At 62.0% G+C, this 15,872-nt stretch carries 12 protein-coding genes; 4 read left to right on the forward strand and 8 right to left on the reverse strand.

Going from position 1 to position 15,872, the window contains the following annotated elements; all coding sequences use genetic code 11:
- Window positions 1–7: 7 nt before the first annotated feature.
- The 4 genes from GOB90_RS02205 to GOB90_RS02220 form a co-directional block, all read right to left on the reverse strand.
- Window positions 8–1,381, reverse strand: coding sequence for a glycosyltransferase family 4 protein (locus GOB90_RS02205; protein WP_146886725.1), 1,374 nt, complete (start codon window positions 1,379–1,381; stop codon window positions 8–10).
- Entirely contained in the window at window positions 1,378–2,301 is a 924-nt protein-coding gene (locus GOB90_RS02210) for a GDP-mannose 4,6-dehydratase (protein ID WP_242011737.1), read from the reverse strand. The genes GOB90_RS02205 and GOB90_RS02210 overlap by 4 nt, the downstream gene beginning before the upstream one ends.
- A gap of 8 nt (window positions 2,302–2,309) precedes the next feature.
- A complete protein-coding gene (gene gmd, locus GOB90_RS02215) occupies window positions 2,310–3,293 on the reverse strand; it encodes a GDP-mannose 4,6-dehydratase (RefSeq protein WP_146886722.1) in 984 nt (327 codons plus the stop codon).
- A 239-nt stretch (window positions 3,294–3,532) separates the two neighbouring features.
- The gene (locus tag GOB90_RS02220) at window positions 3,533–4,051 is read right to left on the reverse strand and encodes a hypothetical protein (protein ID WP_146886720.1); all 519 of its coding nucleotides are present in this window, start codon (window positions 4,049–4,051) and stop codon (window positions 3,533–3,535) included.
- A 287-nt stretch (window positions 4,052–4,338) separates the two neighbouring features.
- Between GOB90_RS02220 and GOB90_RS02225 the strand changes: the two genes are divergently transcribed.
- The gene (locus GOB90_RS02225; RefSeq protein ID WP_261765932.1) at window positions 4,339–4,725 is read left to right on the forward strand and encodes a hypothetical protein; all 387 of its coding nucleotides are present in this window, start codon (window positions 4,339–4,341) and stop codon (window positions 4,723–4,725) included.
- A 103-nt stretch (window positions 4,726–4,828) separates the two neighbouring features.
- Here the strand turns inward: GOB90_RS02225 and GOB90_RS02230 are convergent, their stop codons facing one another.
- From GOB90_RS02230 to GOB90_RS02245, 4 genes are all read right to left on the reverse strand, one after another.
- Window positions 4,829–5,446 carry an O-methyltransferase gene (locus GOB90_RS02230; RefSeq protein WP_146886716.1) on the reverse strand — a complete coding sequence of 206 codons (618 nt, stop codon included), beginning with the start codon at window positions 5,444–5,446 and terminating at the stop codon, window positions 4,829–4,831.
- 171 nt (window positions 5,447–5,617) lie between these two features.
- Window positions 5,618–6,286, reverse strand: a complete 669-nt coding sequence (locus tag GOB90_RS02235; RefSeq protein ID WP_146893156.1) for a PadR family transcriptional regulator — start codon at window positions 6,284–6,286, stop codon at window positions 5,618–5,620.
- A 257-nt stretch (window positions 6,287–6,543) separates the two neighbouring features.
- Window positions 6,544–8,742 carry a TonB-dependent siderophore receptor gene (locus GOB90_RS02240; protein ID WP_146892126.1) on the reverse strand — a complete coding sequence of 733 codons (2,199 nt, stop codon included), beginning with the start codon at window positions 8,740–8,742 and terminating at the stop codon, window positions 6,544–6,546.
- 1,173 nt (window positions 8,743–9,915) lie between these two features.
- The gene (locus GOB90_RS02245; protein WP_146892123.1) at window positions 9,916–10,977 is read right to left on the reverse strand and encodes a COX15/CtaA family protein; all 1,062 of its coding nucleotides are present in this window, start codon (window positions 10,975–10,977) and stop codon (window positions 9,916–9,918) included.
- Window positions 10,978–11,097: 120 nt separating this feature from the next.
- Between GOB90_RS02245 and GOB90_RS02250 the strand changes: the two genes are divergently transcribed.
- From GOB90_RS02250 to GOB90_RS02260, 3 genes are all read left to right on the forward strand, one after another.
- Window positions 11,098–11,904 carry a TVP38/TMEM64 family protein gene (locus GOB90_RS02250; RefSeq protein WP_146892120.1) on the forward strand — a complete coding sequence of 269 codons (807 nt, stop codon included), beginning with the start codon at window positions 11,098–11,100 and terminating at the stop codon, window positions 11,902–11,904.
- A 156-nt stretch (window positions 11,905–12,060) separates the two neighbouring features.
- Window positions 12,061–13,353 (forward strand): multidrug effflux MFS transporter, encoded by a 1,293-nt coding sequence (locus tag GOB90_RS02255; RefSeq protein WP_146892116.1) that lies wholly within the window; start codon window positions 12,061–12,063, stop codon window positions 13,351–13,353.
- Window positions 13,354–13,435: 82 nt separating this feature from the next.
- A complete protein-coding gene (locus GOB90_RS02260; protein WP_146892113.1) occupies window positions 13,436–15,676 on the forward strand; it encodes an ATP-binding protein in 2,241 nt (746 codons plus the stop codon).
- Window positions 15,677–15,872 lie beyond the last annotated feature (196 nt).

A 15,872-nucleotide genomic window follows, 5' to 3' on the forward strand; every position in this document is an offset into this window, starting at 1 on the left:
CAGCATCTCAGAATGTTGTCAGAATCTGCCGTGCAGCGCCGGACCACGTCACCGGCTTAAAGCCCTCAGCGACACGACGTTCAGCCGCCGCCAGAGCGTCCCCGTCAAAAATCAGCCGACTGATTTTTTCCAGCGCTTCCGTAGCATTATCCGGATCGAAACTCTCCGCCAGACCCTGCCCGGCCTCCGGCAGAGAGGAGCGGTCCGAAATCACGCACGGACGCCCGTGGGCCAGACTTTCAGTGACAGGGAGGCCCCAGCCTTCGTAGAAAGAGGGGAAGACCGTGAACAGGCAGTTCCGCAGCAAAGTATTGATGACCGCATCGGAAGGCGAACGGATCAGGACGAGATGACTGTCGAGAAAGTTGCTGTTGCGGATCTGCTGAAGCAGGTCATCCACCAGCCATCCCGGTGAACCGGCGAAAACGAGTTTCGGAATATCTCTGCCAGGATTTTCAAGAATCAGACGTCGCCAGACGCGGAACAGCAGCGTGTGGTTCTTGCGGGCTTCCATGGTGCCGGTGACGAGCACATACCGTCCGAGATCCTGAACGATCTGACGACCGGCCGCGTCGTCGGTCCGGACCGGCGCGAACCCGCTGGCCATGGGAATGACATCGACAGGGTGGCGCAGCGGAATGGCCGCACGCCCGGCCCAGGCGGTAAGATCGCGCTTTGTCGAATGGGAGACGGCAAAGACCCTGTCACATTCAGGAAGAAGCCCGTCCAGCCAGCGGCGGAAGACGCGGGGAAGGCCAGGCTGGCACCATTCGGGCCAGAGCAGGGGAATGATGTCGTGGATCAGCAGGCCGGTCTTCATGCCGTGCGTTTCACGGTATTTCCGGAACAGGCGGGCATAGGAGGCGTGCGACCAGGGCGCGCCGAGGGACAGGAGAACATCCCCGGGCGCGGGAGAAAATTCCTGACCCCCACTCTGTTTTTCTTTTTCACGGGCCGCATCGCGCAGCACCTGGCCGGAGGCGTGCAGCATGGCAGCGGCATCGCGGACAGCCTGGCTCTGATGGACGATAAATCGACCGAGCGGCACGCGGAGAATAGTGGGCAGGCGGAGTGCGAGGCGGCGCAGGCGTCCCGGTTCCGGCTGTGTGGCGCCGCCGGTTTCGATAACGGGGGCCGCTTCCGCACCGCGTATCAGCTTTTCGTAGAGCGCGCGGACCTCCTCCCAGGGCACGATGACAAAATCGGTTCCGGCGGCATTATGGCGCAGAAAGCCGATGCGATCACGAAAGTCATCCTGCGTTTGCATGGCAAGATAAATCTCGAATCCAACACGCTGGATTCCGCTCGGGCGGGCATTGCCGCGTGCATAGTCGAACAGGTCTTCGACATCGATCCAGAAGCGGGGAGAGGCCGTCATCATCCGGCTTCGTGCCGGATGCGAGCGCGCCAGTCATCAAGAACGGCGCGGAGAGTGTCGTCCCAGGCAATCGACGGACGCCAGTTCAGCAGTTCGGCGGCACGTTTCGCGGAGCCGGCGGCGCGGGGAAGATCGACGGGACGCAGTTTGTCCGGATCGGTCCGGACGGTGACGGCAGCACCGGAAAGACGAATCAGATCGTCGAGAATGCTGCGGATCGACCGTGTCTGACCGGAACACAGGTTGAGGATGGTGCCGGGAGCAAGAGCAGGCCCGTGCGTGGCGCAGGCGGCATAAGCGGCGCAGACATCGCGTACATCAAGAAAATCCCGTTCGGCATCGAGATTGCCGACAGAGAGCACAGACTCCTGAAGGCCGGCTTCGATACGGGCGATCTGGCGGGCAAAGGCGGGCACGACGAAGCTGGCGGTCTGGCCGGGGCCGGTGTGGTTGAAGGGGCGCAGGCGCAGGGTACGCAGGCCGTCATGGGCGAGAGCGCCGAGAGCAAGGTCGGCGGCGGCTTTGGTCGCGGAATAGGTGTTGGCGGGCGCGAGCGCGGCGGTTTCGTCGAGCGGTGCGCCGCCCCGGAAGCTGTCGCCATAGGTTTCACTGCTGGAGGTGAAGACGAAGGTGGCATCCTGTCTGACGCGGTAAAGCGCGTTCGCGACCCGCAACGTGCCGTGCAGATTGACGTTCCATGCCTCGTCCGGGCTGGCGCGGGCAGCGCCGATGGTGGAAATGGCGGCGAGGTGAAAGCACAGATCCGGGCGTGCGCGTTCCAGGACGCCGGTTACGGCATCGGCGTCGGTGATGTCACAGCGCGGGGTTTCGACCACACAGTCCGGCAGGGTGGCGCCGAGGGCGCGGAGCAGATGCTGTCCGACGAAACCCTGTGCGCCGGTCACAAGAATCCGCATCGCCATGACCCTGCTCAGCCGGCGAGTTTCGCGCGATGGCGGGCGAGATCGGCTTCGACCATTTCGGCGATCATGTCCTCAAGGGAGGTTCTCGCGGCCCAGCCCAGCGCGTTCTTCGCTTTCGAGGCATCGCCGAGAAGCACATCGACCTCCGCCGGGCGGAGGAAAGCGGCGCTGGTGGTGACATGCGCGCTGTAGTCCAGCCCGACATGGCCGAAGGCGATGCGGCAGAATTCGCGGATGCTGGTGGTGCGGCCGGTGGCGACGACGTAATCGTCCGGTTTGTCCTGCCGGAGCATGAGCCACATCGCCTCGACATAGTCGCGGGCGTGGCCCCAGTCGCGGGTGGCGTCGAGATTGCCAAGAGCAAGGGACTTCGCGAGGCCGAGTTTGATCCGGGCGACCCCGTCCGTCACCTTGCGGGTGACGAACTCGATGCCGCGCAGAGGGCTTTCGTGGTTGAACAGAATGCCGGAGGAAGCGTGCAGCCCGAAGCTCTCGCGGTAGTTCACGGTCATCCAGTGGGCGTAGAGCTTGGCGACAGCGTAGGGCGAGCGCGGGTAGAACGGGGTTTTTTCCGACTGCACCTTATCCTGGATCTTGCCGAACATTTCGGACGACGACGCCTGATAGAAGCGGATGGCCGGATTGACGATCCGGACGGCTTCCAGAACATTGACGGCGCTCAGGCCGGTGACGTTGCCGGTCAGGAGGGGCTGCTGCCAGGAGGCGGCGACGAAGCTCTGCGCGGCGAGGTTGTAAACCTCGTCCGGTTTTACGTCCTGGATGATGCGGATCAGGCTGGAAAGGTCGGTGAGGTTGCCGTCCATGAGTTCGACCTGATCGGCGATTCCGAGCCAGTGCAGACGCAGGCCGACGACATCCGCGCTGGCGGAGCGGCGGAGCAGACCGACCACGCGGTAGCCTTTGGAGAGCAGGAGCTGGCTGAGATAGGCGCCATCCTGGCCAGTGATTCCGGTGATCAGAGCTGTAGGCATCGGTGACTCGCGGCTGCTTCGGACAGGCTGGGCAGCAACCCGGAGCATTGCTGCCCGGACAGGTACTGTCAGCGTGGTCCTGCATAGTCGAGCCCTTGCGACAATACCAGCCGGGAAGGGGGCTCTTACCTCAGGCCCCGGCCCGGAAACCCGCCAGAGGCCGGGGCCTGAGATCCCTGCCGGGTCCGGGCAGAGCCCGGTCTGCCGCCAGGTTCAGGCGACCAGAACCCGGGTCTCCCTCAGAGACCCCGCGCAATAATATTCTGCGCCTGGGACGGCGTCATGGCGACGGAAACAGAAACCGCACCGATAAGCGTTTCCAGCGCGGGCAGCAGAGCGGAGACCGCCTGAATGATGAGGGTAGCCTGAGACGGCAGCAGGCTCTCAAAATCCTGCAAAAGCCCGATAGCCGCCTGAGCAGCACTTTCGACCGTGGCGATCCAGCCCGCCCCCACGGTCAGACTGACGGTGCTGGCCGATGTCGCCGCAACCCCGGCCGTCACCTCGCTGATCGTGCCGAGGATGGTGGCGAGCGTGGCCGCATTGTCCGCGCCGATCACGCCGATAACGGCGGAGGACGTGGCGATCTCAGTCAGACCGGCTTCGATGCTGCTGACAATCGACAGAACTCTGTCAACATTGACCGTATAAGTCGTCGTGCCGCCGCTGGTCGTGGCCGTGCAGGCGGCGAGCGCTGAAGCGGCGCCGAGCGCGCCGGCGGCCCGGACAGCGGAACAGAATAAAGTGCGCCGTGACATGCCGGACGTAAAATTTCCTGAAATCATTCTGAATTAAAACCCGACTAAATGATGAAAATACCGGCGTGGCCCCTGGCCCCGGGTCAGGAACCGGAACAGAGGAATGGTCGCAGTGTTGTGACAGAAAACATGAGGACTTCAGGCGCGCCGGAGGGCAGTTTATGTGTCCCTGGCGCCACCTTTTCGCGCGCAATGCTGACGGGCGCTTCCCCAATGCTTCATCATGAAGTTAAAACAATTCTGTCTGAGCGGGTGACCGCATTACCAACCTGCGAAGAGGCAAACACGTGAAAGTCCGTCTGTTCAGTCTTTTTCTGATTGCCACCTGCTTCTCTGCCCCCGCCATGGCGGAGGAGGAGTTGTCCGCCGGCCACAGCACCGTGCCCAACGCGCAGTTACAGAAAGAACTGGCGGTGTTGCAGACGGCGCCGGATCAGGTCAGCGAGGCCTGCATCAGCGCCCTGAAAGAACTGCACGAAACGCAGGGAAAGCTGGAGGCCGAGCAGGAGCGGACAAAAGATCAGGACATCGCCGTGGCGCAGGATGTCCTGGAATCGGATTATGAAAATGCCATTGAAATGTGCGGCCCCGATGCCCGGCACATGTGCGAGACGCATAATCCGTCCGACACACTCGCCCATGCCTGCGAGATACTGGGCAGCCTGCCGGACTGAGCGCACGCCCGCCCTCGTCCGGACAAGCCGGGCTACACCTCTCAGCAAACCGGTTTCCAAAAGCCCTGACACCCACCAGAGGCCTTAACGCTGACAAATAAAATCAGTCCGCCCCGAACCGGCTGACCTCGATCCCGGTCCCGACCGGCAGCAGAACGCTGCTGATACCGGGTTTTGCCCGGATGGCGCGGCCATATCGTTTGACGTCCTCCGTGCCGGGCCGGATCATATTGTCGGCGACGATAATCGCGCCGGGCGCCAGCTTCGGATAAAACGCCTCCAGGCACGGCACGTAGAGATCTTTCCAGAGATCGACAAAGACAAAATCGACCGGTTCCGTGAGGTCGCCAATCATCGCCACGGCATCGCCAACACGATGATCGATATAGTCGGCCAGACCGGCTTTTCCCGCCATGTCGCGGGCGTAAGCCGATTTGTAGCCGTGCAGCTCCATGGTGATGAGCCGGCCACCTGAACTGCGGGCGGCATCGGCAAGCCAGAGGCCGGAATAGCCGAAAGACGTGCCGAGTTCGAGAATCCCGGGTTTGTCGAGACTGCGGGCGAGAATGTTGAGCAACTGGCCCGTGTCGGGGCCGATGGCGCGCATGCGCTGATCCTGGCCACCATCGCGGCCGCCGGGCACTTCGGTACGGGGCTGGCTGCGCTCCGCCCGCATCCGTTCGTGATAAAGGTCGAGAACAGCAGCGAGTTTTTCGTCCATGAGTCCGGTTTCCTCTTTGTTTGCAATGCCGGGCGCTGGCCCGCGCGGGGCAGGGATCGACTGGCCCTTCACCCCGTTTAACGGGACCGGAGGGGTTATGTGCCCCGCAATCCCGAACTGTTCATCCCGCTAAGGCCTGAGATCTTCCTCGCATCTGTCCGGGTATGGGTTTCAGCTTCGTTCGACGGCCTGTGCGGCAGCATCGAGCGCCGCGGCGATTTTCTCTGCCGTGTCCTGCTCCATTTCGCCCTGCCTCATGCGCAGCCGCATGGCCAGCTTGAGGTTTTCCATTGCCCTGACAACCGGTGCCGGTGCCTTATCGCGTCCGCCCCGTTTGTCCCGGGGAATGGAGCGGGAGAGAACCTCATCGGCCGCTTTGCGGTTTTCGGTGAGGAAGGCCTGTCCCTCCGGCGTGATGTGGTAGCTCTTGCGGCCGCCTTCTTCGACCATGCCGGCATAGCCTGAGTCATCAAGCCAGGAGAGGGTGGGGTAAATAACGCCGGGACTTGGCGTGTAGCTGCCACCGAATTTTTCCTCGATGACGCGGATGAGTTCGTAGCCGTGGCGGGGCTGTTCCGCGATCATGGCGAGAACGAGCAGGCGGAGTTCGCCGTAATCGAACAGCCGGTGTCCGCCGCGCCCGCCGCCGCCATGACGTCCCCGGCCTTCGCCGCGCGGGCCGCCTTTGCCGCCGCGTCTGCCCTCGCCGCGCCTGTCTTCATCGCGCCTGTCTTCGGGCGGCCCTTCGCTGCGATCATGAGGGCGACCGCCTGCGTCGCCGGTTTCGGGGGAGAATGTGTGACGGTGCCGACCGTCTGCGTGTCTGGATCTGTTTCTCATGAACACCGATATAGGTCTCGATATATCTCACGTCAAGATATATCTGAATATATGTCGGGATTTATTTTCCGGCGGAAGGCGACGGGGAATAATGTTGAGGGAGTTCAGACGGTCAGATGGTCCGGGCGGGGACAGCCTCAGGGCGCCGCCCTGAAACCCGGCAGGGACCGAAGGCCCCTGCACCCCGGTTTACCCCGTCAGAGGCGCGCCTCTGGAAACCTTTATGCAGGATAAGGGACAGTTGCGGGAAGCCCGGGTTACCAGGTGTACCCAATGGTCCCCTGCGCGTTCCGGCGCTCGCCGTAATAACACCAGCCCTCACCATAAGACGCGTAGCTGAGGCAGCCGGAAATATAATGCCTGTCAAACAGGTTGCGCACACTCGCTCCGGCGGTCCACCCCCGAAGCGAACGCGACAGATTGGAAAGATCGTAGCGCACCGAACCATCGAAAAGCGCATATTGCGGAACCCACACACTGCCGGATGGCGAGGTGCCGCCATAGGTTCTGGCCGAATAACGCATGCCGCCGCCAAACCCGAACCCCTTCAGAGGCCCCGAAGGCATGGTGTAAAAAGCGAACAGCGACGCATTGCCTTTTCCGGATTCAATCAGCGGTTTGCCCGTTGAGTCGTCATGAACGTTCTGAACACTCACCGCCGCCGTAATCATGAGATTCTTATACGGCTGGGCATGCGCTTCAAACTCGAAACCGTCCGAATGAACCTTTCCGCTCTCGTTATTATACCCAAGCGTCCCGACCGCGACCAGAACATTGGTCTGCTCAATATGGAAACCCGCCGCTGTCAGCAGCACGGATGTTCCGGGGATCTGATATTTCAGGCCCCCCTCAAGCTGCTTGCCCAGAGAAGGATCGGCCTGACGCAGCGTTTTTCCCCCGTCGCTGGACACATTTCCTGACTGCGGCTGAAACGATGTCGAATAGCTGATATAGGGCGCCAGTCCGAAATCGAAATGATAAAGCCCGGAAGCGCGCCAGGTAATCTGACTTGCGCTCTCGTTCGTCGCCGTGCCGGACAGCTCTTCCATCTCATGAGAGCGATACCAGTCGTTTCGAAGACTCCCCGTCAGGATTAACCGCTTAAACCGGATTTCATCCTGCGCGTACACACCGATCTGGTGGGAATCCATCCGATAATCCCCCAGCTGAGTCGCCACGGGAATGATCATGTCATAGTCGGGATGAAGAACATCCAGATCCGGCGCAACGCCGTAGAAATTCTGCTCCGAGGAATGAAGCTGCATATAATCGAAACCGAACATCATCGCATGACTCAGAGGTCCGGTACGGACATGCCCTTTGAACTGGCTGTCAAATGCCAGACTCTGCACACGCTCGTTCGTCCCGTAAGCCGTGCGGGCAAGAGGATTGTCGCCACTGAAAGACCCGTCATCATAAACGCTGCGGTAAATGGTTTTGAGATTGTCATAACGCCCGCGCGTCGAGAAACTCCAGTCCTTGCTGAACCGATGGTTCAGAATATAGGTAATCGCCCCCTGCCTCCGGTTGAACTTCTCGTAATTCGCATCGCCGTCATAGAAGTTTCGCGGAAGAAAACCATACGATGCCCGGACAAGCGAACCGACAAGAGGCACGCCGCCATAAGAGCCATTCTCCGGATCGTACTGATAATTCCCGAGCAGAGTCAGGGTCGTCGGACCATCGCCCCCGAATGTTACGGACGGGCTGATGCTGAAACGCCGGCTGCCCGTCTTGCTGAGTTGGGTGTGCTGGCCATTAACGGTGCCGTAAAGACGGTAGCGGACAAAGCCGTTATCGGTCGCCTGGCCCCCGACATCCGCATCCACGCGATAAAGATCGAACATGCCGCCCGTGGTATTCACGCCGCCATAAAACTGCCTGTCGGTCGGCAGCTTGCTTGACAGCGCCACCAGACCGCCCGGGCTGGACTGCCCGTAAAGAGCGGAGGCCGGGCCTTTAAGAATTTCAACGCGATCCAGGCGGGACGTGTCGGTCTGTGGCGTCGCATACCCGGTCGGGCTCGGTTGCAGCTTCAGACCGTCCAGAAAGGTCGGCACGGTAAAACCACGGAGCTGAAAAAGATCGTAACGGGTGCCCTCGCCGCCGCGCAGATCCGGCGTAATACCCGCCGCATAGCGGATCGCCTGATTCAGGGTCAGAATGCCACGAACATCCATCTCGTCCCGCGTAATGACCGTGACAGACTGCGCCGTTTCAACAAGAGGCGTATCCGTCTTGGTCGCGGAGGAGGCCACGGTCGATGGTGTATGTCCGCGCACTTCCACCGTCTCGACCTGCGAAACAGGCTTCTCCGATCGGGCGGCGGCCTGTTTCGCGCCCGACGCGGTAGTCTGATGGGAAGAGCGTGATTTCACATCCTGATCGGCCGCAAGACCCGCTTCGGTCATCACGAGGGAAAAAGGAATTACATAAATAAACCAGCCCCGATGCATGCCTGCCCCCGTCATTGCGACCTGTCGCCTCGCAGTTCCGGGCTCATACATATATTGCGACTTATTCTCAATAGCGACCGGCCGATATAACGTCACAATGACTGTTTGTTACGCCGGAGTCATAAAGGCGACGCAACTCTTTCCGCTCTCCCGAAACCAGCGTAACGCCCGGCAATGACAGACACACAAACCGACAGCCCCGGAACCACAAAGCATCATTTTGAAAAATTATCATATATGAATAAAACTATTCAGAATCCCATCAGATGAGAGTCTGGCATCAGGACGGAAAACGCCCTCGCAGATGCACCTGATAACCCACGTTCAATATCAGCCGTCGAACGGCCGTTCAAAAAAAATGACCTCTCTCCGCATGTCCGGTCCGAAAACAGACCGCTCCCACTCCCGGTCCAAAGCAGTCACCTCGTCGCCCGCCACGCCCAACGAATAACCTGAACAGGAAAAGGCCCTGATATAAAATACGGCTTTGATCATCAGTTCGCCGTCACATCTCACACAGACTCAGGCAGAACAAAAACCAGTCACGGGCGGAATTCATCAGTCCCCAAAACCACACCTCTCGCCCGCCGGCCAGCAATCTCGAACTGCCCCCGTAACGACACGCGCCGGACTTCACTTCGGACGAAACCCCGATCGCCACAGATTACCAGACCCGGTGCGCCGCCCGGTCTCCATCCCGGATCACAGGCACAAACCGGACAGAATACCTCTTTTCATTATTAGAGCGGAACAAACGCCAGACTTTCAGGCTCCCGCCGTTTCGCCCCCAAAACAGCCTCCACCCGCCCAAAACGAAAAAAACTCTTTCTTCACCAGGCAGAGACACATTCCCTCCTCCGGCCACCAGACTATCTCCCCGGGCAATACCGCGCTGCTTCACATCGCCCCGAAGCGAAATCCTGCTCCACCCTTCCGGAAAAAACTGCAGCCCGAATCGCCCTCAGACCGGCCGGACCCCTGACACACACCCGGCTTTTTCATTCCGAAAAAGAAACAGAAAACTCCGTAACTTCACGGAATCGCCACCGTCCCCATCCCGCTCCCGAAACGAACCGGGCACAAAAACCCCTGGCGTCCGGACCCGGGGACACGTCCCCTGTCCACACCGCAGAACCGAACCACCGGAACCCCCGATGCCAGAAAAACGATCTCTCAGCCGCCGGAGACCACCCGCCCCCGCTTCGCCCCGCGCAGCGCGTGCATCGTGAATACCCCGATCCCGAGCAGAACCGCCGCAAACGTCTGATGCACCGTGCCCGCCCAGGCCGGCACAACCAGCAGCAGCGTCGTCACGCCCAGCGCATACTGGATCAGCACCGCCCAGCCGAGCAGCGCCACGCCCGCATGAGCCCGTGGCCCCAGATCAGCCCGCACGCCGGACAGCACCACCCCGCCGATCATCAGAACCGTCACGGTCGCCAGCAGCCGGTGATCGAACTGAACAGCCGGAATGTTCGCAATCCAGTTGAACCAGAACGGCGACAGCTTCGCATACCCCTCAGGGATCAGATGCCCGTCCATCAGCGGGAACGTATTGAACACGAACCCCGCATGAGTCCCCGCCGTGAACCCGCCCGCGATGATCGTCAGAGCCACCAGCCCCAGCGCCCCGTGCAGCAGCCCGCGCGTCCGCCGGCCAGCCACCGCGTCAGGCACAGCCTCCACCCGCGGATACCGCACTGACAGCGCCGTCCACAGAATGGCGACATACAGAATCAGCGCCGCGCTCAGATGCAGCACCAGCCGCACCGGCTCCACCGCCGTGCTGCCCTCGCGGAAGCCGGATGCTACCATGAACCAGCCGATCGCGCCCTGAAGCCCGCCCAGCACAAAAAACACCAGCAGCCGGATAATCAGCCCCCGTGTCAGAACTCCCTGCACCGCGAACATCACCAGCCGTACCATCAGATACAGCCCGATCACCCGTCCCCAGAACCGGTGCGTCCATTCCAGCCAGAAAATCTTCTGAAAACCCGCCAGCCCGAACCCGTCATGCAGGATCTTGTACTGCGGGATATTCTGATACAGCGCGAACTGCCGCTCCCACTCCGCATGGCTCAGCGGCGGAATCATCCCCGTCACCGGGCGCCAGTCCATGATCGACAAACCCGAGCCCGTCAGCCGCGTTGCCCCCCCAAGGGCGATCATCCCCAGCAGCATGACACAGATGGTCAGCAGCCAGTTGGAAACACGACGCCTGTCCCGAACGGACATGCCGTCGATAACAGTGGAATCAGAAACCGGAGAGGGCGCGGAGGAGGGAGCTGTGGCACTGGACATGACGCCGTTTAGCCCGCACTTGCAACCCTGAGCAAGGAGGTGTTACCGCGCCTGATGCACAAAGCGTCAGATCCGGATCGGGAGCACGACTCAGACGCCCGCTGCAACGTCGTGGCAGCGGATCAGCAACCCCTGCTCGCGACTCTGATCCGCCCTGCGGCAATGGTCCTCCTGCTCGCCGCCGGCGCCATCGCATTCCGCGAAATCCCCGCGCTCAGACACAGCCTCGACAGCACCGACATCCTGCGCCGAGGCGTGAGCGGTCGCCTGCTGTTCTGCACGACAGGCATGGCCTGGTGCTTCTTCGGTCTGCCGAGACAGGTGCTCTGCTTCGCCGCCGGCCTGGCCTACGGCTTCTGGGAAGGCTCGGCCCTCGCAACCGTGGCCACCGTCACAGGAGCCCAGGCCTGCTTTGCCTGGGCCCGCTGGGGTGGCCGCAACCGGGCAACCCGGCGCCTCGCCGCCGATCTGCCCGCCGATCTGGCCGTCCCGGAAACCCGACAGGGCATGAAAGCCCGCCTCGCCGGCATGAAGCAGGCGCTGCTCCGCCATCCCTTCATCTCCGTCATGACACTCAGACTTCTGCCCGTCGGCTCTTCGCTGCTTCTTAATCTGTTTGCCGGATTATCCGGCGTCGCCGCCCTGCCTTTCGCCGCCGCCACACTTGTCGGAAGCCTGCCTCAGACCATGATCTTCGTCCTGCTCGGCGCCGGCGCGAAAATCGACGGCCCCGGCCGTATCCTTCTCGCCATAGCGCTCTTCGCCGTATCGGGAGCCCTCGGCGTCTGGCTCCTGCGCCGGACCACATCGGAGTTCACGCCTGTCACACCGGAAACAACCCTGTCCGGCGCATCATCCTGACTTGCCATCGGATAGCTTCACGCTTAGGACAGCGCCGACGATTCTTCCCGTCCTCCGCTCCCGGCAGGCCAGCCATCGCGGATTGACAGGGTCAAATTTACCACAGACCGCCCTACACCCTCCTTCCAACAGCAAACAGAGATCCGGAGCGTCCGCATGGCCTCTGATGTCCGCCCGTCCCTCTCCGGGGCCGGCCGCACCTACGAGACCCCCTCGGCCACGGCCTGGTGGCTGCCTGTCCTTCTCGGATTGCTGACAGCCGTCGGGCCGATTTCAACCGACATCTATCTGCCTGCCTTCCCGGCGATGGAAAAGTCCCTGCACACCTCGCTCGGCTCCGTGCAGATGACCCTGTCGATCTGGTTCGCCGGGCTCGCCATCGGCCAGCTTTCCGTCGGCCCGATGTCCGACCGCTACGGCCGGCGCATGCCGCTGATCGTCGGCAACGCCATCTTCGCGCTGGCCTCGGCCGTCTGCGCGGCGGCTCCGGACATCCTGACCTTCAGCGCCGCAAGATTTGTCGCCTCCATCGGCGCTTCGGCCAGCCTCGTCATCCCGACGGCCTGCGTCCGCGATCTGGTGCCCGACCGCCGGGAGGGCGCGAAGATGATGTCAAAGCTGGTGATGGTCATGGGCGTCGTGCCGATTCTGGCCCCCATGCTCGGCGGTCTCGTCGTCACCGTGGTCTCATGGCGGGTCATCTTCTGGGCCTCCGCCGCCTATGGCCTGATCTGCACCGCGCTCGTGCTGCGCGTTCTGCCGGAAACACTCCCGCCGGCACGCCGCGCCCGCCTGTCGCCCATGACCCTGCTCACGCGCTACATCTCTCTCCTCGGACACAGGGATTTCCTCTCCCACGCCCTGATCGCCGGTTTCTCGACGTTCATGTCATTCAGTTACCTGACAGCCGCGTCCGCCGTCTTCATCGTCGTGTTCAACTTCACCCCGCTGCACTTCTCCATGCTGTTCGGCGTGTTCGCCGTGTTCATGATCGGCGCCTCGCAGATCAACGGTTCGCTCGTCAGCCGGTTTGACCCGGCGAAAATCCTGACCGCTTCGGTTCTGGTTTCCACCTGCGGCGCCATCGCCCTCATGGCCGTTTCGATATGGATCGCGTACCATCCGGTGACGCATGGCGGCCTTCAGCCGGTCGTCATCCTGCTCATCGCCACAATGATCGTAGCCCTCGGCGCAACCGGGCTGATCTACCCCAACGCCACCATGGGCGCTCTGGCCGAACACGCTCAGGTCGCCGGGGCCGCTTCCGCGCTGGCCGGCACCATGCAATATGTTTTCGGATCGATCGCAGGTATCCTGATCGGCTTCATGCCCACAGGCACGCCGGTTCCGATGGCAACCGGCATGTTGCTGGGTGCTGTGATGATGGCGGCAGCCCTGCTTCTGCGACCCCGGGATGCCGGCCAGAGCAGTCCTGCCCATACCGAATAGCCGGACCGCACTTGACGTCGGACGGGATATGACGAGGCTTATGATGAAGTTAACGTCACGCAACGTACTGACGGAATAAGAGATGGCGCGTCATCCGGCCAAACGGGCTCATGTCCTCGCGCTCCTTGGAGCCGCGTTGCTCATTGTGACATTCGGAACCCTGGCCATGCAGCTGGGCAACGAAATAGCCCGTCACGGCCAGCTCGACAGGCAGAGCGCCGGGTCAGATCAGTTCATCCGCTCAATAGACCGCCTGGTCGGTGAAGCGCGGCGATGTCGTTTCGCCTGGCTCGCAACGCAGGAGCCCGGTGACCGGCGCTGCTTTATCGATGCCATAGACAGGATCGCGGCAGCCCGCGCGGGACTTCCCGACGTTGTCCGGGTTCAGGAGCGTCTGAAGCAGGGACATACCGTCACCCTCGATCAGGTCCGCACGGAGGTCGATCAGATCGCCGCCTGGAAACCCGTGCCCGACGACGCTCTCTCCCGCCCGGAAACAGATGTCGTTCTCGACAATCTGGACCAGGCGCTGACCCGCCTGAGCAGCGTCGACACGGAAGAGCGGGCCGGTCGCCTTGCCGACATGCTGCGCAACACCAGCTGGCAGAAACGTCTCGATGTCCTGGGCATCATCATCGGCGTTCTGGTGATGATCACAGCCGGCTGGATTCTTGACCGCACCTCTCTCGCCGCTGCCCGGGCAGAAGCAAAAAACCGCAATCTGGCCCTTCAGCTGCGCGCCGTTCTGGACAGTCTGACCATCGGTGTCGCCGTCTTCAGCACGGACGGAATCCTCAGACACTGGAACGACCGGCTTGGCGCCATCCTCGGGCTGGATGAGGGTTTCCTCCGCCCGGGCCTTTCCTATGACGATCTGAGCGCCACCCTGATTGTCGACGGGCGGCCTCTCCTTGAGCCGCTCTCCCATGTCGAACGCGCCCTGCATAACGGAGAAGGCGCGCTCCCTGTCGTCGCCGAGTGTAAGGGAATCAACGGCGCGGACCTCGAACTCTGCCGGACCCTCTTCTTTGCCCCGGATGGTAATGTCGACATCGAAGACCGGCGCGGCTTCGTTCTCACCGCCAACGACATTACGCTTCGCCTGCGCAGCGAACGCGCCCTCGGCGAAGCCCAGAAGCTCCGCGCGGTAGGCCAGCTGACAGCCGGAATTGCTCACGATTTCAAGAATCTGCTCACCGTCATTCTCGGCAATCTGGAACTGTCGATGGACGCCGATCAGTCCCGGGACATCACCCGCCGGCAGAATTGCATCAATGCCGCCGTCCACGCAGCCCGACGCTCGGAGACGCTGACCGGTCAGCTGCTGTCCTTCATGCGGCGGGACAAACCCGCGCCCGATACAGTAAACCTCGCCGATATTTTTTCTCTGACAACCGGGTTGCTGGCACGGGTGATCGGGCCGCGCATAGCCGTGGAATGTGCTGACGCCCGCACAATCTGGCCCGTCCAGGTCAACCCGGCGCAGCTGGAGAGCGCGCTCCTCAACCTCGCCATCAATGCCCGCGATGCCATGCCGAAAGGTGGCGCCGTCCGCATCCAGGCCACAAATGTCACTTTTCCTGCGGGTGTGGATCTGCTCACCCTGCCTGTTGAGAACGAACGGGGGCTGCGTGTCGCCTCCGAATCAACGCCGCTGGCAGCCGGAACATGGGTCCGTATCGATGTCACGGATACAGGGTGCGGCATGGGGCCGGAGATTCTGCAGCAACTGTTCGAGCCTTTCTTCACCACGAAGGACGAAGGCACCGGCACCGGCCTCGGCATGGCCATGGTCGTCAATTTCGCCCATCACTCAGGCGGACGTGTCGTCGTTTCGTCCGCCCCGCAAAGAGGATCTCAGGTCACCCTCTGGCTGCCACGCGCCCCTGTCGGCGCAACCGCGCCGGCGCCTGTCAGGGACGGTCCTGCGGCTTCGGACACCATCCGCAAGGCGCTTGTTGTGGAAGACGATCCGGCGATCCGGGATATTGTGGCCACAATCCTCGGACTGGCCGGATACCGCGTAAGCGAAGCCGCGGACGGCGAGGCCGCCTTTGACCTGGTCGCCGATGCGGGCAATCACTATGACCTTCTGGTCACCGATGTGCAGCTTCCCGGACCGCTGGACGGCTTCCGGCTCGCTCAGCTGCTTGCCGAGCGCCTTCCTGGCCTTGGAATTGTCTGCATGTCCGGCGATTTTACTGCTGACGGTGCCCGACCGGCCGCAGCCCCTGAAGGCGCACGGCTCCTGTCTAAACCTTTCCGTCGTGACGGATTTCTGAAAGTGGTCGCGGAGGTTATGAGCGAACGGGTTGCATCCTGAATCCGGATACGACTGCCGGCTGCCAGATTGTCCGGAAACTCCACCTGCCTGAGAGGTTGCAGGAGATTTCCCTGCGGGGTAGTGTCCGCGCCGCAGCCGCCATAACGTTCTTATTTCTGAACGGTTTTTGCGTCAGGAGACAGAGATAATATGGCTCCCGGGAGCAGGCTGTCCGATCAACCCGCATCTGGCACGG

The organism is Acetobacter oeni, assembly GCF_011516825.1.
Lineage (GTDB): Bacteria > Pseudomonadota > Alphaproteobacteria > Acetobacterales > Acetobacteraceae > Acetobacter > Acetobacter oeni.